Source organism: Oceanobacillus aidingensis (assembly GCF_042654105.1).
GTDB lineage: Bacteria > Bacillota > Bacilli > Bacillales > Amphibacillaceae > Oceanobacillus > Oceanobacillus oncorhynchi.
This window is the reverse complement of sequence record NZ_JBHSFT010000037.1, coordinates 1-23,876: the sequence shown is the minus strand read 5'-3', so window position 1 is coordinate 23,876 and position 23,876 is coordinate 1. Positions and strand designations below refer to the sequence as shown.

Sequence of the window (23,876 nt, the reverse complement as noted above, 5' to 3'; positions counted from 1 at the left end):
TCACCGCGATGACACTCTCTATACTACCAAGGGGGATTCTTTTCTGTAAAATTGATTCTACGCTCATTTCCCCTCATATTTCTTCATTACAGGAATGCTTTCTAAATGATTTATCCACAAATGCTTATAAACGATGTTCAAAAAGCCCAATCAACATGACATATCAAATTTTTATCGGACTTTTTGAACAAGCACTTTTCTCACAGAGAACTGTCCGTAAAAACCCCTACTGCGTGAAGTTTCGTTTTAGAACAATCCGGAAATTAACAAAGAGAGACCTAACAGCATCCCGTAAATTGTATTTGTTTTCGCTGTTTTTGCCATTGCCGGCATCATTTCAATTGCTTTTGTCTTCCCCTTAAATTGGATGATGACACTGGCTGCCGGTGGAATACTCAGTAAAGTAAGGAAAGACCATAAGGGCAGAGCGCCTGTCAGTATAAGAATAATAGTGATTGAAAATGAAACAATAAACAGCAAAGCAAGCAGCTTGATTGATTTTGGTCTGCCAAGAAGCACGGCAATGGTTTTTCTTCCGCCTCTCTCATCTCCATCACGATCCCGGATATTGTTGGCAAAGTTAATACAGCCGATAAATATCGTAATTGGAAGGGAAATCCAGATCATTTCCGTCGTAACGGAAGCCGTTTGAATATAATAGGTGATCCCAATAATGACGGATCCCATCAGCACACCAGAGAACAATTCTCCAAAAGGTGTGTAGGAAATCGGAATAGGACCTCCAGTATATAAATAACCGATTGCCATGCAAAATAAACCAATAATTGCAATCCACCAGCTCGATGCGATACATATGTATACACCGATTCCAACGGATATAGCATAAAAAAGTAAAGCAATGTTACGAATCCGCTTTGGGTGCATCCCGTCCCGGACAATTGAACCGCTGATTCCGACCGATTGATCGTTATCTAATCCGCGTACAAAATCGTAGTATTCATTAAACATATTGGTAGCTGCCTGAATCAGTAAAGAGGCAACCATCATCGCAAAAAACAGCAGCCAATCAATGGTACCTTCATTAAAAGCAATCATTGTCCCGACAAAAACAGGGACAAAGGATGCTGTCAGTGTATGCGGCCGGATTAACCGCCACCATTTATGAAATCCTTCCCGTTCATTCAGTAATTCTTTTATATCAGCCGAATCTTTCGTCGTCATTACCTGCTTCCTCCTAAAAAACAATATCGTATTTATTTTAGATAAGGGACAGAGACGTGTCAAACCTATTTTGCGGGAGGAACAGACAGTTATGGATGGAAAATGAGAAAAGCATAGCAGATTTAAACGAATTAGTAGGCTTTTCTTGAGAAAGTAACGAAAAGGGCATAAAATAGGAGAGGATAAAAAATACCTGTCCAACTTATGAAAGGATGTTCAAGAAGTATAATAAAAAAGAGGTTATCTCTTTTGTGATTCTTGAACACGTACCTATTACGGAGGTTTATCAACATGATCGAAGTAAAAGAAAAACAGTTTACTGCTGAATTGGAAGCTGCTATACAGTCCGTTCATACAGATCAAAAAAACAAACTGTTTAGTTATACGGAAAAAATAAATCCAGTTAATTTATATAGATTTTTAGAAAAAGCGGCTGATTTAAAGCTTCCTCGTACATTTTGGTCCAGTGCAAATGAAGATTTTCAAATGGCGGGGGCGGGGCATGCTTTTGAATTATCTGCTAAAGATTCTCCATCTCGCTATGAACAAGTGGAGCAGGAATGGCATGCTTTATTAAGTGATGCTGTTATTTATAACCCCTATCATGTTTCAGGTACTGGGGTTGTCGCACTTGGAGGTTTTTCTTTTGACCCGTTAAAGCCCCAGACAAAGCTGTGGGAAAACTTTCCCTGCAGTCATTTTTCTATTCCAAATTATATTCTAACTCATGCAGAAGGGAATTATTACCTTACCCTAAATCGCTTCATCTGCACAGACGAAACGTATGCCGGTGTATTGGAGCAATTACAAGACCATCGTCAGACCCTGCTGAATAATGCAGAGAATAAGAGGGATGGATATGTATTGCACATTCAACGTAAAACAGAGATTGATCCGGAACAATGGAAGGAAACAATTAAAAAGGCTACAGATGTGATGAAAAATACGGCAGTTGATAAAATTGTGCTGGCAAGAGAGGTACGGCTGCATTTTAATCAATCAGCAAACATTCCCGACATTCTCAAGCGTCTTGTAGATACGCAGCCAAATACCTATGTGTTTGGCTATGAAATGGGAGAGGATTGTTTCCTTGGAGCAACGCCGGAGCGTCTCGTTAAAGTGAAAGATGACGAAGTACTTTCTACCTGTTTAGCCGGTACAGCACCACGCGGAGAGACAATGGAAGAGGACGAGCAAATCGCTGATAATCTGTTTAGAGACCCAAAAAACCGCGAGGAGCATGATTATGTCGTGCAGATGATCCGCAATACGATGGAGGCTTACTGTACAGATGTTAATGTTCCGTCTGAACCGGCTGTGCATCAATATAAAACACTTCAACATTTATATACGCCGGTGCGTGCAAAACTGAAAAAAAACCATCGTATTTTTTCCATTATCAGCGGTCTGCATCCGACGCCTGCTCTTGGCGGAACGCCGAGACAGGAAGCGTTAGCGTTTATCCGGGAAAATGAATTATTGGACCGGGGCTGGTACGGAGCACCTATCGGCTGGATGGACAGTAATAATCATGGAGAATTTGCTGTCGCCTTACGTTCCGCACTTATCCAAAAGGACGAAGCTTCCCTGTTTGCAGGGTGCGGAATTGTCGAGGATTCGATTCCGGAAAGTGAATATGAAGAGACTAATATTAAATTGATGCCGATGTTATCTGTTTTAGGAGTGGATTAGAGAAATGAATTATACAGAAAGCTTAACACGTTATACTGCAAACTTTATTGACGAGCTGGCGAGGAATGGGATGACGGATGTTGTTATTTCTCCCGGCTCCAGGTCCACTCCGCTGGCGCTGGTGTTTAGAGAGCATCCATCTATCAAAGAATGGATTGTTATCGATGAAAGGTCAGCAGCCTTTTTTGCATTGGGATTAGCGAAAAAATCAAAACGGCCGGTAGCACTGGTATGTACATCAGGAACGGCTGCTGCAAATTATTATCCGGCTGTGGTAGAGGCTTTTTACAGCAGAGTGCCCCTGCTCGTTTTGACAGCGGACCGTCCGCATGAATTACGTCAGGTCGGGGCTCCGCAAGCCATTGAGCAAATAAAAATGTATGGAGATTATGTCAAATGGTTTCATGAGATGGCGACCCCGGAAGGAACGCCGCCAATGCTGCGTTATGCGCGTCAAAAAGCAGCGCAGGCTTTTGCCTTTACAGAGCAGGGGAATAAAGGGCCTGTTCAAGTAAACTTTCCCTTTAGAGAACCGCTCACGCCAGATTTCACCCTTCCTGATATTTGGGGTGCTGAAAAAGAGAAATCTACTGCCCGCATAAATAGAATGGAAGGCATGAAGTATTTAGGCGAAGAACAAATACAGGAACTTACGGCTCTTTTTGGTTCTTCTCGAAAAGGGCTCCTCGTGTGCGGACCAGAGATGAATGTAAATTTCGCAGAGCGTGTATGCGAACTGGCTCAAGTTTGGAATCTGCCTGTTCTGGCTGATCCTTTATCACAGCTGCGGACAGGGGAACATGACAAAACTCATGTCATCGAAGGGTACGATGCGTTCTTACGAGATTCGGAAATCCGTGAGCGGCTGCAGCCGGATTATATTATCCGCTTCGGAGCGATGCCGGTATCGAAAGCATATTTGTTTTATGTCAAAGAGCATAGCCATATTCCGCAGTTTGTTGTAGAAGAGAATGAAGGCTTCCGTGACCCGACCGGCAATGATACAGCTTATATCTATGCTGACCCAAGACAACTATGCAGCCAGCTGATTGAAAAAGCGCCGGATAAGCTTTCAACTGCAGCATGGCTGGATGAATGGCTGCATTATAATCAAATTGCTAAGAATCATTTATTATCTGGAGAAGAAACGCAGGTAACAGAGGGAGAAGCCGCCCGCGGAATAGCAGCGGTTATTCCTGACCAGACAACATTATATGTCGGAAACAGTATGGCTGTCCGTGATGTGGATAGCTTTTTTATGGTGTCTTCGAAGGCTGTTTCCATCCTTTGCAATCGGGGAGCTAATGGGATTGATGGTGTGATTTCAAGTGCTGTTGGTGCAGCAGCAGCTGGCCAGCGGGTTACCCTGCTGATTGGAGACCTCTCCTTTTTCCATGATATGAATGGGCTGCTGGCGGCAAAACAATACCAGCTCCCAATCACTATTGTATTAGTAAATAATAACGGTGGAGGAATTTTTTCTTTTCTTCCACAGGCTAATGATAAGAAGCATTTTGAAGCACTTTTTGGCACGCCGGTTGACTTGCCTTTTGAAAAAGCCGGAGCGTTATATGGTGCAGCTTATCAGGTTGTTTCAACAGAGCGTGCTTTAAAGGAACAGCTGGAGCAAAGTTATCAGCAATCCGGCTTATCCATCATTGAAGTGAAAACAGATCGTGATGAAAATGCTGTCTGGCACCGGGAGAAATGGAATCGTGTTATGGCAGAGATAAAAGAGGGATGGCAATGAGTCCAGCGGGTTTACCATACGAAATCATCGGTGAAGGAGAACCTGTGCTGTTTTTACATGGATTTACCGGAACACGCGAGACCTGGCGCGAGACTTGCTCGTATTTATCCGGCTATCAATGTATTTTAGTGGATTTGCCGGGGCATGGAGAGGCAGACAGTACCATTTCTTCGATGAAAGATTGCTGTACCCTGCTTGCGGAGCTTTTAGATACATTAGGAATAAAAAAAGCGCATGTCGTCGGCTATTCTATGGGAGGAAGAACCGCACTCAGCTTTGCAATGTATTATCCGGAGTATATTGCTTCTCTTATATTAGAGAGTGCCTCTCCAGGATTAAAAGAGGAAGCTGCCCGTCGTGAAAGGAAAGAAAAGGATGAGCAGCTGGCACAGCGTATTTTAGAAAATGGCATCGAAGCATTTGTAGATACATGGCAGGAGCTTCCTTTATTCGCCACTCAAAAACAGCTGCCGGATCATGTGCAGCGGAATATCCGTAATGAACGTCTTTCTCAAAAGGAGGAAGGCTTGGCGATGTCTCTGCAGGCGATGGGAACAGGTACTCAGCCCTCCTGGTGGGGGCAATTATCAGAGCTTGCGAAACCGACTTTATTGATTGCCGGCGAAGAGGACGAGAAATTTGTCGCCATAAATCAAATGATGCAAAAAGCAATTCCACAGGCAGCATTCATGCTTTGTCCGAAAGCCGGTCATGCTGTTCATGTGGAAAAATCGCGAAACTTTGGTAAAATGGTAAATGTGTTCTTAAATGAAAATCATATTACGTCATAAGCCTTGCGCTTGAAAGGAGTCATTAACATGACAGTAGAATGGCAAAAAGTGAAGAACTTTGAAGAAATAATTTATGAAAAATACAACGGGATTGCAAAAGTAACGATTAATCGTCCTGAAAAACGTAATGCCTTTACACCAAATACCGTAAAAGAAATGATTGAGGCTTTTACAGATGCAAGAGACGATTCCTCCATCGGCGTGATTGTGTTAGCTGGAGAAGGAGATAAAGCATTTTGTTCCGGCGGAGACCAGTCTGTCCGCGGTCATGGCGGCTATGTTGGCGGCGATGAAGTTCCGCGTTTAAATGTACTTGATCTGCAGCGCTTGATCCGTACCATTCCGAAGCCGGTAGTTGCAATGGTTTCTGGATATGCAATCGGAGGCGGACACGTGCTTCATGTAGTTTGTGACTTAACGATTGCTGCAGATAATGCAATCTTTGGACAAACCGGACCAAAAGTGGGCAGCTTCGATGCAGGCTATGGTGCAGGCTATTTAGCCCGCTTAGTAGGACACAAGCGTGCACGTGAAATCTGGTACCTGTGCCGTCAATATAATGCGGAAGAAGCATATGAAATGGGATTGGTAAACACCGTGGTACCTTTGGAAAAATTAGAAGAAGAAACCTTACAATGGTGTGAAGAAATCTTAGAAAAATCGCCAATGGCATTACGCTTCCTGAAAGCATCCTTTAATGCTGATACGGATGGCTTAGCAGGACTGCAGCAGCTTGGCGGGGATGCAACCCTTCTTTACTACACAACAGATGAAGCAAAAGAAGGCAGAGACGCGTTTAAAGAAAAAAGAAAGCCGAACTTCAAACAGTTCCCTAGATTCCCTTAAGTCAGTATGGAAGAAACCTTTGCAGATTACGCAAAGGTTTCTTTTCGCAAGGGAAGGAATATATTTTAATAACGACGGAGGAAGTAAAATGAGTACAGTTATTCCCCATTGGCTTGATAAACAAGCCGATTTATCCCCCGATGAAACAGCCGTAGAATGGAAAGATGGCACTACCGTGACGTTTAGCCAGCTGGCTGAAAACAGCCGGGAAAAAGCAAGAAAGCTTGCTGCCGCTGATGTAACAAAAGGTGATCATGTGGCGGTGCTTTCAGGCAACAGCATCGAAATGATAGAGACCATTCATGCTTGCAGTTATTTAGGTGCAGTGGCTGTTTTATTAAATATGCGCTTAACTGCTTTCGAACGAAAACAGCAAATGGAAGATGCGGAAGTTACGCTGCTGGTTGCAGAAGCAGAGGAGGAGGCTTTGACAGAAATAAAACAGCTGACGTTTGAAAAACTGAATCAGTTAAAAGCCTCTCCTCATATGCAGCTTTTGGAAGAGATAGAGCTGTCTGATGTATTCACAATGATGTATACGTCCGGGACATCCGGTTTTCCGAAGGCTGTCCAGCATACGTATGAAAATCACTGGTGGAGTGCAACAAGCTCCAGCTTGAATTTTGGAAAGCACAATGACGATAAATGGCTGATTCCACTCCCGCTATTCCATGTGAGCGGATTGTCCACGATGTTAAAAGGAATTATTTACGGCATGCCAATTTACTTATTGGAAAAATTTGATGTGGAAGATGTCCATGATGCGATTATGAATAAGGAAGTAACGATTGCCTCTGTTGTCACTGTCATGCTGCAGCGCCTGGTAAGTTATCTGGGGGAATCAAGTTATCCGGAGAGTTTCCGCTGTATGCTTCTCGGAGGAGGGCCAGCCCCAGAATCGCTGCTGCAGCAAACGAAAGCAAAACAAATTCCTGTATTCCAGTCCTATGGTATGACGGAAACAGCTTCTCAAATTGTGACATTAAGTCCGAGAGACGCACTTCGAAAAGTGGGGTCAGCAGGAAAACCGCTGTTTCCGGCGCAATTAAAAATACGCGGACAGCAGGCGAATGAAGTTGGGGAGATACTTGTTAAGGGGCCAATGGTGACACCTGGTTATTATAATAGACCAGAAGCGAATGAAAAATCTTTCTTAAATGGCTGGCTGGCAACAGGCGATGTGGGGTATTTAGATGAAGAAGGCTTCTTATATGTGGTTGATCGCCGCAGTGATCTAATTATTTCCGGCGGGGAAAATATTTATCCGTCAGAAATTGAAAATATATTGCTGCAGATAGAAGGAATTCGGGAAGCGGGGGTAACCGGCTTGACGGACAAGGAATGGGGAGAAATTCCGGTTGCTTTTGTTGTTACGGACAAAATGATTACAAAAGAGGAGATTCTTTCTTTCTTAAAGGATAAATTAGCACGTTATAAACATCCGAAGGAAATTCATTTTATGGATCAATTACCGAGAAATGCTGCAAATAAGCTGGTTCGTCAGGCATTAAAGAATTATCGATAGGCGCATAGCAAGTTTGTAACAAATTTTTTGCTGTTTCTTTACAGTTTCATAAAATAGGTTTGGCTCTTTTTAATGACGGGTAGCGCTAACTATACTGTTTAGAAAGGGGCAAAAATCAATGGAAAACTTTATGAACGATTATTTTACAGCAAACTTTTGGACTGGACTCCAAAATGTGGTTATAGCGCTTATTGTTCTTCTTATCGTATGGCTGCTTGCTAAACTGATAAGCAACGTAGTAGAAAAAGCGTTAAAGAAAACGAACTGGGATGATAAGCTATTTAATCGGTTCCGGTTAAAAGGGGAACCGGTGAAGTCAGAAAAGGTTATTGCTAAAGCAGTTTATTACATACTGCTGATTGTTGCATTTATTTTGTTCTTCAATATTCTTAATCTGTCGATGATTGCTAATCCATTATCGGATTTGATCTCAACATTCTTAAATTTCATACCGGCAGTAGTGAAGGCAGCATTAATTTTACTATTGGCTTGGGTCATTGCAACCGTTGTCCAATGGATGATTGTTGAAGGAAGCAAGAAACTGCGCATTCAGCGCCTGTTTTCCAAAATAGGAGTTGCTGATTCTAAGGATGGAATCCGAAAAACAACGGAAACTATCGGGAAATTTGCGTTCTATCTTATTTTACTCCTATTTATTCCTGGTGTACTGCAGGCTTTAAATATTCAGGGGGTTGCCGAACCGTTTAGCGGTCTGTTGGCGTCTGTTTTAAACTTTATCCCTAAACTTGCTGCAGCCGTACTTATTTTTGCAGTGGGCTGGTTTGTCGGGAAGATTGTCCGCAGTGTCGTAACAAATTTATTAGACGCAGCAGGTACAGAGAAATGGATTCAAAAATTAAAGCTGTCCAATTTATTTGAAGGGACATCTTTTGCAAAATTTGTCGGAAACATTGTTTTCATTCTTATTCTGATTCCAATTACCATCTCTGCTTTAGAACAATTGGAATTAGCAGGGATTACGGAGCCGGCGATTGGCATGCTGCACAGTGTTGTGCAGATGATTCCGAATATCTTGATTGCAATTGGTTTAATTCTGGTTGGCATCTGGTTAGGTAAACTGATTGGCGAATTTGTCAGCAGTTATCTTGCTAAATTAGGATTTAATCGTTTTGTCTCCACGGTCAGCAATAATAAAGCAGTGGACCAGGCGAAATGGACACCATCTTATATTGGCGGCTATGTTGTACAGATTTTAATTATTTTCTTCTTAACGGTGCAGGCATTGTATATTATTCAGTTGGATTTCCTGGTAGGAATTGCAACCGCGATTACTGCTTATCTGCCAAATGTTCTGGCAGCAGTGCTTATTTTGGGCATTGCTTTATTACTCGGTTCAATGGTGCAAAAAGTATTACTGCATCTGTTAAATGGACCGGCAACTGGTGTACTTGCAGGGTTTGCCAAGTATAGTATTTTGATTCTGGCAGCATTTATGGCTGTATCCCAATTAGGTATTGCATCAACTATTGTAAATAGTGCATTTATCTTGCTGCTGGCCGCATTAGCATTGGCCTTTGGACTTGCCTTTGGTTTGGGAGGAAAAGATTTTGCAGCAAAATATCTGCAGAAATTTGATAGAACAATTGATAATACTTCCATTAATCAGGAGCAGCAGAATCGTACGGATAACACGGACAATAATGATAATCTGTAATAACAGTTTGAAAAGGCGTGTATACCTTCAAAGGTATATGCGCTTTTTTCATATTTAAGAGATTATTTTCGTTTTTTGCGGAGAATATAATCGTGAGGTGATGATATTGGATAAACAAAAATATTTTATCAGTATTGGACAAGGTGAGATTTCCCGGATTCCGTATCAGGGAAATGATGATTTTGTGATTTATGCGACGGCAGAAGAGATATTAATGCTGCGCAGAAAATTTGAAGGACTGCATGAAGCGAGTTTTGACAGCTATAAACGTTCACATATCCCTTTTGTGCCCTACCATTTGGACACTGCCAATGATGTCTATGATGAAACGATGGCAGGAGTGTATCAAGCGTTATATGATCTGGGGGATGAAAATACGAAGAACCATATTCGGACTATGGGAATATTGGATGAAGAGTAGGTAAAAAAGTACTTTGGTATGAAAATGTTTAGATGATATAATAAAAAGGTACAGTATAGTGTATGGAAAATCAGAAATAAAGAATTTTTCATCAGTAAAAACAGGTTTTGTTTAGACAGGAAACATAGATAAGAAGAGGGAGTGCTTGTAGATGAGAAAGCTCGCTTTAATTCTTTGTTTTACAATGATGACAGCCGTTATTTTATCTATCACTGTACCTGGAGAGTCTGCTGGCGAAGGAAACAATCAGATTGATGCATCTGCAGAAGCAGAAGAAATGCAGCCGGATCAGGATGAAGTTATTCGCGTTATGAATGGGTTAGAAGATACATTGAAGCAGGATGCGGATGATTCGTATAAGCTGAAGCATTATGCAACAGAACAGGAGCTTACAGAAGCTTTTGAAGCATATGTTACACCAGAATTAGCCGCAGCCTTTGTTGACTATTACTTCCGGGCTGAAGCGGAAGGCGTTTATGTTATCCCGACACAAACGGAGCCATGGTTTCAAGAAGAAAATGAATATGATATGATAAATATATCAAATCATTCTGTACAAGTAGTACAGGAAAATGAAAATGACATGGTAGGGAGTTACACTCTTGTGGTGGAGATGGCATTTCAAAACGGCTGGAAAATTCAAGATATAAGCTATAAGTGATAACAGCCCTGTGGGAAAGTAGTGGAAGTAGTGAACGTTTTTAAGGATTTTTACAATAATACGGTACAATTATCTTTTTTAGATCATCCATTTTCAAAAAGCCCTAAGCATGTATGGGTGATTTGCAAATATAAAGATAGATGGCTGTTAACGGATCACAAGGAAAGAGGAATTGAATTTCCTGGAGGGAAGGTCGAACCTGGAGAGACAGCAGAGCAGGCAGCTGTCCGGGAAGTTATGGAGGAAACAGGGGCAACGGTAAACAAGCTCCATTACATTGGACAGTATAAAGTGGACGGGCGTTATGAAACAGTCATTAAGAATGTCTACTATGCGGAAATTGATGAATTGATTCCGCAATCTACTTATTATGAAACGAAAGGTCCGGTATTCCTAAAGAATATCCCGACGAATGTAAAAAGGAAAACGGATTTTAGTTTTATTATGAAGGATGCTGTACTGGAATCCTGTTTGCTCCGGATAAAAAAATCGTATGTATAAAAATAGCAGTCAGCTGAGCGCTGGCTGCTATTTTCGGATCAGCATCTGCTCTATTTTTTCTACGGTTTTGTACATAATCGCCGCAAGGATAGCGATGATGACAAGGCTGGACATAACAAGCGTAAAATCAAATACCTGAAAGCCGTAAATAATTAAATATCCTAACCCCTGTTTGGAAACTAAATATTCCCCGACAATAACTCCTACCCAGGATAGCCCGACATTCACCTTTAAGGTGGAGATAATAGCTGGTAAGGAGGCAGGAAAAACCGCTTCTTTAAAGCATTGCCATTTTGTTGCTTCAAAGCTCCGCAACACTTTTAAATAATTTTGGTCTACCTCGTTGAAAGCCGCAAATACAACAAGGGTGGTAACAATAACAGAAATAATAAATCCCATCGCAATGATGGATAAATAGCCGGGACCAAGTGCTACGATGAGTATCGGGCCGAGAGCCACTTTTGGCATCGCGTTAAAAACTACCAGATAAGGATCCATGACTTTCGCAAAACGATGAAAGCTCCAGAGCATAGAAGCAATGATAATCCCGGCAATTGTGCCGATCAAAAAGCCGAGGATGGTTTCAAGCAGCGTAATCTGAATATGACTGAGTAAGGATCCCTCTAAGAGCCGGCTCCATATCGAGCTGAATACCCGGCTGGGCGAGCTGAAGAGCAGCGGATCTATCCAGTAAAACCTGCTGGCTGTCTCCCAGAGAGCAAAAAATAAAATTAAAATAGACAGCTGCCAGGTCAGTACAATCTTAGCCTCTTTTTTTAATTTTTGCTGATAGAGTGCAAATAACTTAGGGCCGTTCATAAGCATCCTCCTCTAGAGGCTTTACTGTATCTTTTTGCTGGTCTAAGTCCGCCCAGATTTTATCGAAAAGCCGGCTGTATTTTGGATGCTTTCTTGCCATAAACGGTGATTCATTTCGTAATTCAACAGGCACGTCATATACTTTTTCAATTGCACCGGGATGCGAAGACATCAGAATAATCCGGTCGCTCATTGAAATAGCTTCCCCAATATCATGTGTTACCAGAATCGCTGTTTTTTGATAAGCTTTTAATAAATCAGCTACCAATACTTCCAGTTTTAGCTTTGTCTGAAAATCCAGAGCAGAAAAGGGTTCATCCAGTAAGAGAATTTCCGGCTCTGTGATAAGTGTTCTGATTAATGCCGCCCGCTGCCGCATCCCTCCTGATAATTCATTAGGGTATTTATCTGCGACATTTTCTAGACCGACTTCTTCCAAAAGGGCAATTGCTCTTTGCTTTAAATCCTCTGGCTGCCGTTTTCTGATTCTGGGTCCAATGAGCACATTATCAATAATATTTTTCCAGGGAAACAGATAATCCTGCTGGAGCATGTAGCCGATTTCTAAATCGCTTCCCTCTATTTTCTTACCGTTCACTAAAATATTGCCTTCAGCAGGTTGCAGCATTCCAGAGATAAGAGAGAGCAGCGTAGATTTACCACAGCCGCTTGGTCCGAGCAATGAAATGAATTCATTCTTTTTCACAGAGAAAGAGATATTGTGCAGCGCTTCTGTATATTGTTTTTTGGAGAAGTAGTAATGAGATACCCGGTCTAATGTAAGATAAGACATTGTTGGCCTCCTTTATTCCCCGATAATCCGCTCTGCATACTCTGTGTTGACGAGATCTTCATAGGGAGCGTCTCCAGGGAGTTCTCCAGCTTCATCCATAATATCTTTTAGGTTTTCCCAGGCATCCTCTTTCAGCAGTGGAGATGTCGCAAAGGATCCCTGCTGTTTATAACGGTCGATGGCATTCGCGAGCATTTCTACATCGGTATCTTCAAAATATGGCTCTACCACTTCGGCAATTTCTAACGAATCTGTTTCCTGCACCCATTGCTGTGCTTTATAGATTGCTCTGGTAAATGCTTCGACCGTTTCCTCTTCTTCATCTAAAAAGCTTTGCTTTGCCATGAAGACAGTGTACGGCACTTGCCCGGATTCTTCTCCGAAAGAGGCGACAATCTCGCCCTGGCCATTCGCTTCAAAAATACTTGCGGTTGGTTCAAATAACTGCACATACTCATAATCGCCGCTGGCAAAAGCGCCTGGAATATTTGCAAAATCAATATTCTGAACTAAATTTAAATCTTCTTGAGGGTTGATATCATGCTGCTTCAAAACATACTCTCCAACCATCTGGGGCATTCCGCCGACACGCTGGCCGAGAAAATGGCTGTCGCGTAAATCCTCCCAATTAAATTCTTCATCTGCATCCTTGGCTACTAAAAATGTGCCGTCTGTCTGAGTCAGCTGGGCAAAGTTCACGGCGTAATCCCTGGAATCCTGAGCATAGACATAGATAGATGTTTCTGAGCCGACCAGCGCAATATCTGCGCTGTCAGATAACAGTGCTGTCATTGTCGTATCGCCGCCCCATGTTGTTTGCAAATCAACCTCCAGTCCTTCTTCTTCGAAAAAGCCTTTTTCTAAAGCAACATATTGCGGTGCATAAAAAATAGATCGTGTGACTTCTGCAAGGTCTATCTGGGTCATTTTATTTTGATTACAGGCACTAATGAGAAGCAGAGAACAAATCAATAGAATGAAACAAGCAAGCTTTCTCATTTTCTTCTTCCTTCCTTTCTCAAAAAACTGTTCTTGAATATCTTCTATAAATATATGTTTCGCGGGATGATTGTGTGAACGCCTAGAATTTGGAGATTTTGTGAGGTGAAAAGGAAAGAGCAGCAAGAAAAAAGGGTAAATCCAAATTGGAGTTTACCCTTTTAACGCGTGAATATGCTATTTTGGAGAAGCTGTTTGATTATACTGGACGATACAGCGGACCAGCCTGTTGAATTGTTTCGCTGACTTCCGTGAATTTCTCGAAATTCATATGAAATTTTCCAGCTAATTTTTTAGCTTCCAATTCATAACTTTCCTTATCCGCCCAAGCATTTTTAGGAACAAGCACTTCATCAGGAACACCTGGAATGGATTTTGGAATAGCCAATCCGAAAATTTCATCTGTTGTTGTTTCCGCGTCATTTAACTCGCCGATTAAAGCGGAATGCACCATCGCACGCGTGTAGGATAATTTCATTCTCGTTCCCACACCGAACATGCCGCCGGTCCAGCCAGTATTAATCAGAAATACATTTGCATCAAATTTATCAATTTTTTCTCCGAGCATTTCTGCATAGACAGATGGATTTAATGGTAAAAACGGAGATCCGAAGCATGCTGAGAATGTAGCTACAGGCTTAGTTACACCACGTTCTGTACCAGCCAGTTTGCTCGTGTATCCGCTTAAGAAATGATACATTGCCTGCTCTTTTGTCAATTTACTGATTGGCGGCAAAGTACCGGAAGCATCTGCGGTCAGGAAAATAATTGTATTTGGATGTCCAGCCACACTTGGCTCTAAGCTGTTATCAATATTTTCTAATGGATAAGCTGCCCGTGTATTTTCTGTTAACGAAGTATCATCATAATCCGGGACGCGTGTATCTTCATCCAAGGCGACATTTTCCAGAACAGATCCGTAGCGGATCGCATCAAAGATTTGCGGTTCTTTTTCTGCGGATAAATTAATGCATTTTGCATAGCAGCCGCCTTCAATATTAAAGACACCCTCGTCACTCCAGCCATGCTCATCATCACCGATTAATCTTCTGTCAATGTCAGCTGAAAGTGTGGTCTTTCCAGTTCCGGATAACCCGAAAAATAAAGCAACATCGCCTTCATCTCCAACGTTAGAGGAGCAATGCATGGACAGAACATTTTGCTCAGGGAGCAGGAAATTAGCTACAGAGAAGATAGATTTTTTTATCTCTCCAGCATATTCTGTTCCGCCGATAAGCACAATGCGCTGTTCAAAGGAAATGAGAACAAAAGCCTCGGAGTTTGTACCGTCAACTTCCGGGTCTGCTTTAAAACCGGGAGCGGAGATTACTGTAAAATCAGCTTCATGTAATTGCTCCATGTCTTTTTCAACAGGAATAAATAATTGTCTTGCGAATAAATTATGCCAAGCGTATTCATTGATTACCTGAATAGGCAGTTTGTATTTTTCATCCGCACCCGCATAAGCTTGCAGGTGAAAAATTTCCTCTTGGTTATCTAGATAGGCAATCACTTTGCCCAGCAGCTGATTAAAGACTTCCTCTTCAATAGGCTGATTAACATTTCCCCAGTCTACCTTATCCGCTGACAAAGCATCTTTTACAATAAATTTATCTTTTGGAGAACGTCCCGTGTATTTTCCAGTGGTGGCACGGACCGCGCCAGTAGATGTTAATTTTGCTTCATCACGATGAATAATTTTTTCAATAAGCTGGCCAACAGAATAGTTGCTGTAAATATTAGTTAAAGTGAGCTCCTCCAGTATACTTCTCCGCAATATTTTCATAAAGCAATTATTCACTCCTTAATTAATGGTTTAGAATTGATTTTATCTTGAAATATGTTTATTAGTATAACACATTAAATATAATAGTCCATACTAATTTATAAAAAATTATTTTTTCTGTCACAAATGATAATAAGGTTGACAGGAGAGGCTTGTTTCGTTAATCTAAATATTGAACGGATACTCTTATTTGGAGATGGTGGAGGGACAGTCCCGATGAAGCCCAGCAACCTCACTTGAAGTGAAAGGTGCTAACCTGATGCAAGGATCATTCCTTGAACAATAAGAGCGAAAGGCCAATAAGTTTTCCTTTCCTCATATATTTTGAAGGAGAGGTTTTTTTGTTTTTAGGAGACTTTTTAAATATCCTCTAAAAAATGAAACCACATTGGGTGGAATGATAAATTTATATTGAAATAGAGTTCCGTAACATTATTGGAGAAGGGGAGTTAGCCTTATGGCTGCAAATCGTCGTTTATTTACTTCTGAGTCAGTTACTGAAGGGCATCCGGATAAGATGTCTGACCAAATTTCAGACGCTATTCTGGATGAGATTCTCTCGAAGGATCCGAATGCCAGAGTAGCTTGTGAAACTACGGTTACAACTGGAATTGTTTTAGTTGCCGGAGAGATTTCTACAAGTACATATGTAGATATTCCTGCAATTGTACGTGAAACAGTACAAGGAATTGGCTATACACGGGCAAAATATGGTTTTGATTCAGAAACATGTGCTGTATTGACTGCTATTGATGAGCAGTCTCCTGATATTGCCGGCGGTGTGGATGTTGCGCTGGAAGCAAGACAAGGACAAGAAAGCGAAGAAGAAATCGAGGCAATTGGTGCCGGTGACCAGGGATTAATGTTTGGTTATGCATGTAATGAAACTGAAGAGCTGATGCCTTTACCAATTTCTTTAGCACACCGTTTATCCAAAAGATTAGCAGATGTCCGGAAGGAAGAGATTATCGGCTATCTGCGTCCAGACGGGAAAACACAGGTAACCGTTGAATACGGTGAAGATAACCAGCCGCTGCGTGTAGATACGGTTGTCATTTCCGCGCAGCATCATCCGGATATTACGAATGAACAAATCGAAGCGGATATTATTAAACATGTTGTCGAAGCTGTTGTACCCGGTGAATTACTGGATGAAAAAACAAAGTACTATATTAACCCGACCGGGCGCTTTGTTTTAGGCGGTCCGCAAGGCGATGTCGGCTTGACCGGAAGAAAGATTATTGTAGACACTTATGGAGGCTATGCCAGACATGGCGGCGGCGCTTTTAGCGGTAAAGATGCAACGAAAGTGGATCGTTCTGCTGCATACGCGGCCCGTTATGTTGCTAAAAATATTGTTGCTGCAGGTCTTGCTGATTCTTGTGAGGTTCAGCTGGCTTATGCGATTGGCGTTGCACAGCCCGTTTCTATCTCAATCAATACGTTCGGTACAGGGGAAGTCAGTGAAGAGAGATTAGTGGAAGCAGTCCGGGAGCTTTTTGATTTGCGTCCGGCAGGTATTATCCGCATGCTTGATTTAAGAAGGCCAATCTTTAAAAACACAGCTGCTTACGGCCATTTCGGACGTACAGATATTACATTCCCATGGGAAAAAACAGATAAAGTCGAAGAATTAAAAGCGTTGACTGCAAAATAAAAAAACGTCAGGTGTTTGAAGATGCCTGACGTTTTTCTTTGGAATAGGATGGTTTTACTCATTTCCGCCCATGTTTGTTTCTTTTAAATAATATTGTCCTTTTTCCACATAGGATTTACGGATGCGGTCCATTTCTTGATAGTCTTTATCGGTTAATTCACGAACCACTTTAGCCGGCCTACCCATAGCTAATGTGCGGGGCGGTATTTTTTTGCCCGGCGGCACCAGACTTCCTGCGCCGACAAAAGCATGCTCCCCGATCTCTACGCCATCTAAAATAATGGACCCCATGCCAATCAGCGCATGATGGCGTATAATTGCTGAATGCAAGGTGACTTGGTGTCCAACAGTGACATCATCTTCAAGAATTAACGGCATATCAGGACTTTGATGCAGCATAGAGAGATCCTGGACATTGGTACGCTTACCTATTTTTGTCGGTGCTACATCACCGCGAATCACCGTATGAAACCAAATACTTGCTTCTTCTTCAATCGTCACGTCTCCGTTGATTACTGCATTTTTGGCAATGAATGCGGCAGAATCAATAGACGGGGTTATTCCTTTATATGATTCAATCATTTGTATTCCTCCAACTCAGTCATATTGATTAAAGTATATCAAAGGAAATATTATCTGGAAAGGCAGTTCTAAATGAGTTGATTTTAGTACTGAATGAAGGAGAAAGACTTGTTATTCCTATCGTAATCTCCTAATTGTAGGCATATATTCTAAGTCATTTGTTTGATGTGGATAATAAGTTTGAATGTAGATTTATTTCTTTTTATCCTCTACAGATACGCATCTTTTTATGGTAGAATAAATAAGCTGGTTACTTAAGGATAGTAATAACATAAAGAGATAAACAGAAATGCTATTCTAAGTAATTTCCACGTTGTTGATTTGACAATGGGAGCAGTAACAGATGTTCCAGTCATAACTGGAATAAGTAATTGTATAAATCTGTTTTAATCTCGCTATGGATAATGGGACATCCATACAAACAGGCGGACTTTTACAGAGAGAGAAAGTTTTGCATGTGGCGCAGAGAACTGATTTATCGTTAAAAATGGGGTTGTACTTTCATGTTGATTCAAATTGTAATAGGGATTTTATTTTTTATCGGTGTCTATATACTGATAAGCGATGAGCAAAAATGGCTGCGTCTGACAACATTTGGTTATTTTATTTTGCTAACTATTATTTTTGCAGCCGGATATATGAATCAGTTGAACAGCCTGCAAGACCCTGAACTGGGTGACCTTTCTGCATTGCGCGACTGGGTTTATCTATTTGGATATTTATATTCTGTCCCGCTCATGGTTGTATCAGCTTATATTTGGATTCCCTATCCCAAAAAATATAAGACACTTCGCTCCCGTGTGCTCATGATTTCATTTATTATATTTATTATCATGACAGCCGGGCACTTCTTAAATTTATTCTTTCGATTACTATTTTTAGGAATTGCATAAGAAACGCTCTATGATGCAGAGCGTTTCTTTTTTTCGATAGCAATTAAAAAAGGTGCTTTATTTTGCTGATTGATAAATTGGTACCTGAGCACTTGATATTCTTTTTGATTTAATTGTGAAGCGTAAGAAAGAACCGCTTCTTTTTCTTCCCCGCCGCCCGGGTGTCCATAATAAATAACCAGAACGATCAGACCGTTTGTTTTCAGTTTTTTCAATATCGCTTCAACCGAGGCGATGGTGGAGGGCGCTTTTGTGACTATTGATTTATCGCTTTTTGGCAAATAGCCAAGGTTAAAAATAGCGCCGCCAAAAATTTCTTCTTTAATATTGCTATGTATCTTTTCATGGCTGTCCTGAATAAGGGTTACATTATGACAGTCATTTTCGTAAAGTGTCGCTTTCGTATTTTGAATGGCCTGCTCCTGGATATCAAATCCATATACCTTGCCGGAAGGGCCGACAGTCTGGCTTAAAAATAATGTATCATATCCGTTTCCACAGGTCGCGTCGATAGCTGTATCTCCTTCTTTCAGGCTTTCTTTTAAAAGTGCATGTGCGCAGGTTAAAACATTTAATAGCATGTTACTGTCTCCTTCTGTATTTTTTCCAATGGAAATATGCTGTATTTCATTATAACAAGAAAAACGGTAAAATGTTTATTGCTCCGCTTCCAATTGAATAGTCAACAGTCTGTATTATATTTTTCCTCGTGATATGGTTTCCAATTATAAAAATAAGTGTATACTAAGAAGTAAGATACGTCAGGTCAACTTGACACGGAATATTTATTTCATTATAATTCCAGTATCTATCATAAAACGAAAGACGATGAAAAAGGATTAGTAATAGGTTTTATCAGTTTTAGAGAAGCAGTGGGTGGTGAAAACTGCTACTGATAGACGTATGAACTCACCTTTTTAGTTTGCAGTAATGAAATCAGAGTAGTTACTGTCGTTTCATCAACGTTACCGATGTCAAGCGAGCGCTTCTTAGCGTTAATTTGGGTGGTACCGCGGGAATAAACACAGCTTCTCGTCCCTTCATTGGGATGAGTGGCTTTTTTTATACCTGATTTTATAAGAAATCGGGATATAGATGTCCGTGCCGTATGTGATTGAACGATACAAGAGTCAGGACGAAAGGAAGGATTATAATGAGCTTTCAACATCAGGAAATCGAGAGAAAATGGCAAAAATATTGGGATAACAATCAAACATTCAAAACAAATACATTTTCTAATAAAGAGAAATTTTATGCACTTGATATGTTCCCTTATCCATCCGGCCAGGGGCTGCACGTTGGCCACCCGGAAGGTTATACGGCAACTGATATTTTAGCCAGAATGAAAAGAATGCAAGGATATGAGGTCATGCATCCGATGGGCTGGGACGCTTTTGGACTTCCGGCAGAGCAATATGCCATTGATACAGGAAACAGCCCTAAAGAATTTACAGAAGCAAATATTCAAACCTTTAAGAGACAGATTAAAGAGTTAGGCTTTTCTTATGATTGGGACCGGGAAATCAATACAACAGATCCTCATTATTATAAGTGGACACAATGGATTTTCAAAAAGCTTTATGAAAATGATTTGGCTTATATGGATGAAGTGGCTGTCAACTGGTGTCCTGCTCTTGGAACGGTGCTTGCCAATGAAGAAGTAATTGATGGGAAGAGTGAACGCGGGGGGCATCCGGTAGTTCGTAAACCGATGAAGCAGTGGATGCTTAAAATAACGGCGTACGCAGATCGACTGCTTTCTGATTTGGAAGAATTGGATTGGCCGGAAAGCCTGAAGGAAATGCAGCGTAACTGGATTGGGCGTTCCGAAGGGGCTGAGGTGACCTTCTCCATTGAAGGACATGAGGAAACCTTTACTGTATTTACAACACGTCCGGATACATTGTTCGGAGCAACGTATGCTGTTATGGCACCAGAGCATGATTTTGTTAAAAAAATTACAACCGCAGCACAAAAAGAAGCTGTGGAAAAATATTTGCATGACGTACAAACGAAGTCTGATTTAGAACGTACGGATCTTGCCAAAGAAAAAACAGGTGTATTTACGGGAGCCTATGCGATTAATCCTGTTAATGGAGAGAAGATGCCGATCTGGGTAGCAGATTATGTATTGATGAGTTACGGAAGCGGAGCAATTATGGCAGTTCCTGGACATGACGAGCGTGACTATGAATTTGCTTCTGTGTTTGATTTGCCAATCAGAGAAGTAGTCGCTGGCGGAAATATAGAAGAGGAAGCTTATACAGGAGACGGACCCCATGTTAATTCTGGATTTTTGGATGGACTGGATAAAGATGAGGCTATTTCTAAAATGATTGAATGGCTGGAAGAAAATAAAAAAGGGACAAAGAAAATCACGTATCGTTTGCGTGACTGGCTTTTTGCAAGGCAGCGTTATTGGGGAGAGCCGATTCCAATCATTCATTGGGAAGATGGCAGCATGACTGCTGTGCCGGATGAGGAGCTTCCATTGGAACTTCCGGAAATGACCGAGATTAAACCATCGGGAACTGGAGAATCTCCGCTTGCCACGAATGGAGATTGGGTAAATGTAGTTGATCCGGAAACAGGAATGAAGGGCAGAAGAGAAACAAATACGATGCCGCAATGGGCCGGCAGCTGCTGGTACTTCCTGCGCTATGTTGATCCGCATAATACGGAACAGCTTGCTGATCCAAAAGCATTGGAGGAATGGCTTCCAATCGACATATATATCGGCGGAGCAGAGCATGCTGTGCTTCACTTGTTATATGCACGTTTCTGGCATAAATTCCTTTATGATATTGGAGTTGTTTCCACGAAGGAGCCTTTCCAAAAATTATTTAACCAAGGGATGATTCTTGGAGAAGGTAATGAGAAAATGAGTAAATCAAAAGGAAATGTTGTTAATCCGGATGATATTATTTCTTCTCATGGCGCAGATACGCTAAGATTGTATGAAATGTTTATGGGACCATTAGATGCTTCTGTTGCCTGGTCAACAAATGGTTTAGATGGCTCCCGGCGTTTCTTGGATCGTGTTTGGAGACTGTATATCAATGATGATAATTCATTAACAGATAAGATTACAGATGAAGCTGCAACAGAATTAGATAAGGTTTATCATGAAACGGTTAAGAAAGTGACAGAGGACTTTGAGAATCTTCACTTTAATACAGGTATTTCTCAAATGATGGTATTTGTAAATGAATGCTACAAAGCAGAATCAATCCCGAAAAATTACGCAGAAGGCTTTGTGAAGCTTCTTTCTCCAGTCGCTCCGCATATGTGTGAAGAGATTTGGCAAAAGCTGGGCAATGAAGATTCTATAAGCCTTGCTGGCTGGCCTGCTTACGATGAATCGAAGCTGGTGGAAGAAGAAGTGGAAGTTGTTTTGCAGGTGATGGGCAAGGTACGTGCGAAACTAAGCGTTCCAGCAGGTACTGAAAAAGACGACCTTGAAAAAATGGCTTTAAATCAAGAAAGTATAAAAAAATGGCTGGACGGGAAGACAATTCGAAAAGTGATTGTTGTTCCAGATAAACTTGTTAATGTTGTAGCTAATTAATCCATTTTCTCTAACTGAAAACCGGGCTATAATCAAAATTCGCTTGGCAGAAATTGATTATAGTCCGGTTTTTCTATGTTTTCTTTATAAAAAATACTAACTGGAGGAATTATCCAAACGCGGAAGATCTGTTTGCAAGTCTGTTTCTAGCAGCATCCATTTCCCCTCATCATACATCCAAATCGATTCCACGGTTCCAATTCCGTCTGCATGATAAGCACCACTTATTTGCTGAAAGCTCTTAAGACCTTTTTGACCTTCATCGTCTAAGTCAATGATGTCAAAAAATGCAACAGGATCAATCATAAGTGTTGTAGGTTCCAGAAGTTTACCCTGCTCATCGTATAGCTTTAAACGGATATATTCTTCTTTTTGGCCCGAGACATCTAAAATGATGGGGTCTTCATCTGGAAGCAATTGAATGGACACTCGAAAACCATCCATAAATTCCCCTTTCACGGGCTGCTCTACTGGCAGTGGAAGCTCGATAAAATCATCTTTTTCCCATTGATTTAACTGAGAAGTATATAATCCGCCGCTTCCGCCGGTAGGACTCTGATAAAGAATATCCATGACACCGTTGTGAGTTAATTCTGCAAAATGTAATTCGGGATCGTATCCTCCACCATAGTTTATCCGCCATGTTTTATCAGTAGAGGGGCTGGAAATTTCAACCCAAATATCTTGATAATAAACACCATCTGCAGCAAATAATTTTCCTTTTAACTCTAACAGCTCTTTCTCTCCATCTCCTGTAACATCCTCTTCATACGTTTGGATTAGCATCGCATCATTCGAAGCTGCTTCTGCCGGAGCGAAAAAGAGAGCTAAAAACAATAAACTGATATAAGCCATCAATAACACCTTCTATTCATAAAATAATTAAGTTTTGCCTTAGTTTAATCAAACGATTTGAATCCTATTCATAATGCATTTAATATAATAAAGAAGGAAAACAGAAGGAGATGAGAGAAAATGGCAGATATAAAAGAGCTTACACCGGCAGAAGTGGATACTATCAGAGAAAACGATAATATTCAGTTGATCGATGTCAGAGAAGATGAAGAAGTAGCACAAGGAATCATTGAAAATGCTTTGCATATTCCTTTAGGCGATATACCGGCTGCTTATGAGAAATTAGATAAAGATAAGGAATATATTATGATTTGCCGGTCTGGAAGAAGAAGCCATAACGCAACCGCTTTTTTACAAGAGCAAGGGTTTAATGTATCAAACATGAGCGGCGGAATGCTGGAGTGGGATGGAGAAATTATTATTAAATAATTCCATAAGCGTGACGAATTTATAGACTCTATAGAGGATATCCCGCGGGAAAATAAATTCCCGCGGGATTTTTATGCTGAGCAGGAGTAAGGTAACCAGACAATACGAGATTTATAATTTAATGAAGGGAGTACAAAAAAGGACATAATACAGCTTTATTTAATCCCTTCATTAGATAAAAAGAAATTTTCTCGTTTTGTGTTGACTTAATTTGTCGATAATGCTATAATAAATTTCCAGCGTTGAGTTAGCGATTTTGTAAAAATAATTTTATAAAAAAGTTGTTGACGCAGCATTGGTTATCTGATATATTAATAAAGTTGCTGATTTGAAACAGCAACAAACAAAATTGCTCTTTGAAAACTGAACAAAACAACCAGTACGAAAGAAGAAAGACAACCTCGTTTTTCTTAAAAAATAAGTCAGAAGTTGACTTCTGAAAGCTAATGTT

General features: G+C 40.9%; 21 protein-coding genes, 1 riboswitch and 1 other annotated feature. Of the genes, 13 read left to right on the top strand and 8 right to left on the bottom strand.

From position 1 onward, the window contains the following. Nucleotides 1–246: 246 nt before the first annotated feature. The gene (locus tag ACFO3P_RS14800; RefSeq protein WP_042530684.1) at nucleotides 247–1,182 is read right to left on the bottom strand and encodes a 1,4-dihydroxy-2-naphthoate polyprenyltransferase; all 936 of its coding nucleotides are present in this window, start codon (nucleotides 1,180–1,182) and stop codon (nucleotides 247–249) included. A 291-nt stretch (nucleotides 1,183–1,473) separates the two neighbouring features. On the opposite strand from ACFO3P_RS14800, the gene ACFO3P_RS14795 reads away from it, so the two are divergent. The 9 genes from ACFO3P_RS14795 (at nucleotide 1,474) to ytkD (ending at nucleotide 11,044) form a co-directional block, all read left to right on the top strand. Then, nucleotides 1,474–2,874 (top strand): isochorismate synthase, encoded by a 1,401-nt coding sequence (locus tag ACFO3P_RS14795; RefSeq protein WP_193065456.1) that lies wholly within the window; start codon nucleotides 1,474–1,476, stop codon nucleotides 2,872–2,874. A gap of 4 nt (nucleotides 2,875–2,878) precedes the next feature. Then, nucleotides 2,879–4,624 (top strand): 2-succinyl-5-enolpyruvyl-6-hydroxy-3-cyclohexene-1-carboxylic-acid synthase, encoded by a 1,746-nt coding sequence (menD, locus tag ACFO3P_RS14790; protein WP_289584328.1) that lies wholly within the window; start codon nucleotides 2,879–2,881, stop codon nucleotides 4,622–4,624. Beyond that, nucleotides 4,621–5,415, top strand: a complete 795-nt coding sequence (gene menH / locus ACFO3P_RS14785; protein WP_042530690.1) for a 2-succinyl-6-hydroxy-2,4-cyclohexadiene-1-carboxylate synthase — start codon at nucleotides 4,621–4,623, stop codon at nucleotides 5,413–5,415. The genes menD and menH overlap by 4 nt, the downstream gene beginning before the upstream one ends. 27 nt (nucleotides 5,416–5,442) lie before the next feature. Next, nucleotides 5,443–6,261, top strand: coding sequence for a 1,4-dihydroxy-2-naphthoyl-CoA synthase (menB, locus tag ACFO3P_RS14780; RefSeq protein WP_042530692.1), 819 nt, complete (start codon nucleotides 5,443–5,445; stop codon nucleotides 6,259–6,261). An 88-nt stretch (nucleotides 6,262–6,349) separates the two neighbouring features. Next, nucleotides 6,350–7,786 carry an o-succinylbenzoate--CoA ligase gene (locus ACFO3P_RS14775; RefSeq protein WP_212929530.1) on the top strand — a complete coding sequence of 479 codons (1,437 nt, stop codon included), beginning with the start codon at nucleotides 6,350–6,352 and terminating at the stop codon, nucleotides 7,784–7,786. Nucleotides 7,787–7,904: 118 nt separating this feature from the next. Then, on the top strand, nucleotides 7,905–9,461 hold the full coding sequence (locus ACFO3P_RS14770) for a mechanosensitive ion channel (RefSeq protein ID WP_246529052.1): 1,557 nt from the start codon (nucleotides 7,905–7,907) through the stop codon (nucleotides 9,459–9,461). Between the two features lie 100 nt (nucleotides 9,462–9,561). Further along, entirely contained in the window at nucleotides 9,562–9,882 is a 321-nt protein-coding gene (locus ACFO3P_RS14765) for a hydrolase (protein WP_226895252.1), read from the top strand. Between the two features lie 151 nt (nucleotides 9,883–10,033). Next, nucleotides 10,034–10,543 carry a hypothetical protein gene (locus ACFO3P_RS14760; protein ID WP_052484935.1) on the top strand — a complete coding sequence of 170 codons (510 nt, stop codon included), beginning with the start codon at nucleotides 10,034–10,036 and terminating at the stop codon, nucleotides 10,541–10,543. Between the two features lie 30 nt (nucleotides 10,544–10,573). After that, on the top strand, nucleotides 10,574–11,044 hold the full coding sequence (gene ytkD, locus ACFO3P_RS14755; RefSeq protein WP_212929529.1) for an RNA deprotection pyrophosphohydrolase: 471 nt from the start codon (nucleotides 10,574–10,576) through the stop codon (nucleotides 11,042–11,044). Nucleotides 11,045–11,071: 27 nt separating this feature from the next. Here the strand turns inward: ytkD and ACFO3P_RS14750 are convergent, their stop codons facing one another. The 4 genes from ACFO3P_RS14750 to pckA form a co-directional block, all read right to left on the bottom strand. Continuing rightward, the gene (locus ACFO3P_RS14750; protein WP_139089033.1) at nucleotides 11,072–11,863 is read right to left on the bottom strand and encodes an ABC transporter permease; all 792 of its coding nucleotides are present in this window, start codon (nucleotides 11,861–11,863) and stop codon (nucleotides 11,072–11,074) included. Beyond that, complete coding sequence (locus ACFO3P_RS14745; protein WP_042530700.1) at nucleotides 11,850–12,656, bottom strand: ABC transporter ATP-binding protein; 807 nt, start codon at nucleotides 12,654–12,656, stop codon at nucleotides 11,850–11,852. The genes ACFO3P_RS14750 and ACFO3P_RS14745 overlap by 14 nt, the downstream gene beginning before the upstream one ends. A 12-nt stretch (nucleotides 12,657–12,668) precedes the next feature. Next, nucleotides 12,669–13,655: an ABC transporter substrate-binding protein gene (locus tag ACFO3P_RS14740; protein WP_193065452.1), complete on the bottom strand. Its 987-nt coding sequence runs from the start codon at nucleotides 13,653–13,655 to the stop codon at nucleotides 12,669–12,671. Nucleotides 13,656–13,854: 199 nt separating this feature from the next. Further along, the gene (gene pckA, locus ACFO3P_RS14735; RefSeq protein ID WP_193065451.1) at nucleotides 13,855–15,441 is read right to left on the bottom strand and encodes a phosphoenolpyruvate carboxykinase (ATP); all 1,587 of its coding nucleotides are present in this window, start codon (nucleotides 15,439–15,441) and stop codon (nucleotides 13,855–13,857) included. A 183-nt stretch (nucleotides 15,442–15,624) separates the two neighbouring features. Continuing rightward, nucleotides 15,625–15,730: riboswitch (SAM riboswitch) on the top strand. A gap of 168 nt (nucleotides 15,731–15,898) precedes the next feature. Here pckA and metK point away from each other — a divergent pair. Next, nucleotides 15,899–17,098: a methionine adenosyltransferase gene (gene metK / locus ACFO3P_RS14730; protein ID WP_042530704.1), complete on the top strand. Its 1,200-nt coding sequence runs from the start codon at nucleotides 15,899–15,901 to the stop codon at nucleotides 17,096–17,098. Between the two features lie 54 nt (nucleotides 17,099–17,152). Here the strand turns inward: metK and ACFO3P_RS14725 are convergent, their stop codons facing one another. After that, nucleotides 17,153–17,680: a gamma carbonic anhydrase gene (locus tag ACFO3P_RS14725; RefSeq protein WP_212929527.1), complete on the bottom strand. Its 528-nt coding sequence runs from the start codon at nucleotides 17,678–17,680 to the stop codon at nucleotides 17,153–17,155. Nucleotides 17,681–18,183: 503 nt separating this feature from the next. Here ACFO3P_RS14725 and ACFO3P_RS14720 point away from each other — a divergent pair. After that, nucleotides 18,184–18,573, top strand: a complete 390-nt coding sequence (locus ACFO3P_RS14720; RefSeq protein WP_042530708.1) for a hypothetical protein — start codon at nucleotides 18,184–18,186, stop codon at nucleotides 18,571–18,573. An 8-nt stretch (nucleotides 18,574–18,581) separates the two neighbouring features. Here the strand turns inward: ACFO3P_RS14720 and mnmM are convergent, their stop codons facing one another. Beyond that, a complete protein-coding gene (gene mnmM / locus ACFO3P_RS14715) occupies nucleotides 18,582–19,154 on the bottom strand; it encodes a tRNA 5-(aminomethyl)-2-thiouridylate-methyltransferase MnmM (RefSeq protein ID WP_289584327.1) in 573 nt (190 codons plus the stop codon). A 238-nt stretch (nucleotides 19,155–19,392) separates the two neighbouring features. Beyond that, nucleotides 19,393–19,616, top strand: a binding site (T-box leader). Nucleotides 19,617–19,726: 110 nt separating this feature from the next. Between mnmM and leuS the strand changes: the two genes are divergently transcribed. Next, nucleotides 19,727–22,141: a leucine--tRNA ligase gene (gene leuS, locus ACFO3P_RS14710; protein WP_289584326.1), complete on the top strand. Its 2,415-nt coding sequence runs from the start codon at nucleotides 19,727–19,729 to the stop codon at nucleotides 22,139–22,141. A gap of 96 nt (nucleotides 22,142–22,237) precedes the next feature. Here the strand turns inward: leuS and ACFO3P_RS14705 are convergent, their stop codons facing one another. Continuing rightward, complete coding sequence (locus ACFO3P_RS14705) at nucleotides 22,238–22,996, bottom strand: hypothetical protein (RefSeq protein WP_042530713.1); 759 nt, start codon at nucleotides 22,994–22,996, stop codon at nucleotides 22,238–22,240. Nucleotides 22,997–23,116: 120 nt separating this feature from the next. Between ACFO3P_RS14705 and ACFO3P_RS14700 the strand changes: the two genes are divergently transcribed. Beyond that, nucleotides 23,117–23,425, top strand: a complete 309-nt coding sequence (locus ACFO3P_RS14700; RefSeq protein WP_042530715.1) for a rhodanese-like domain-containing protein — start codon at nucleotides 23,117–23,119, stop codon at nucleotides 23,423–23,425. Nucleotides 23,426–23,876: the final 451 nt, after the last annotated feature.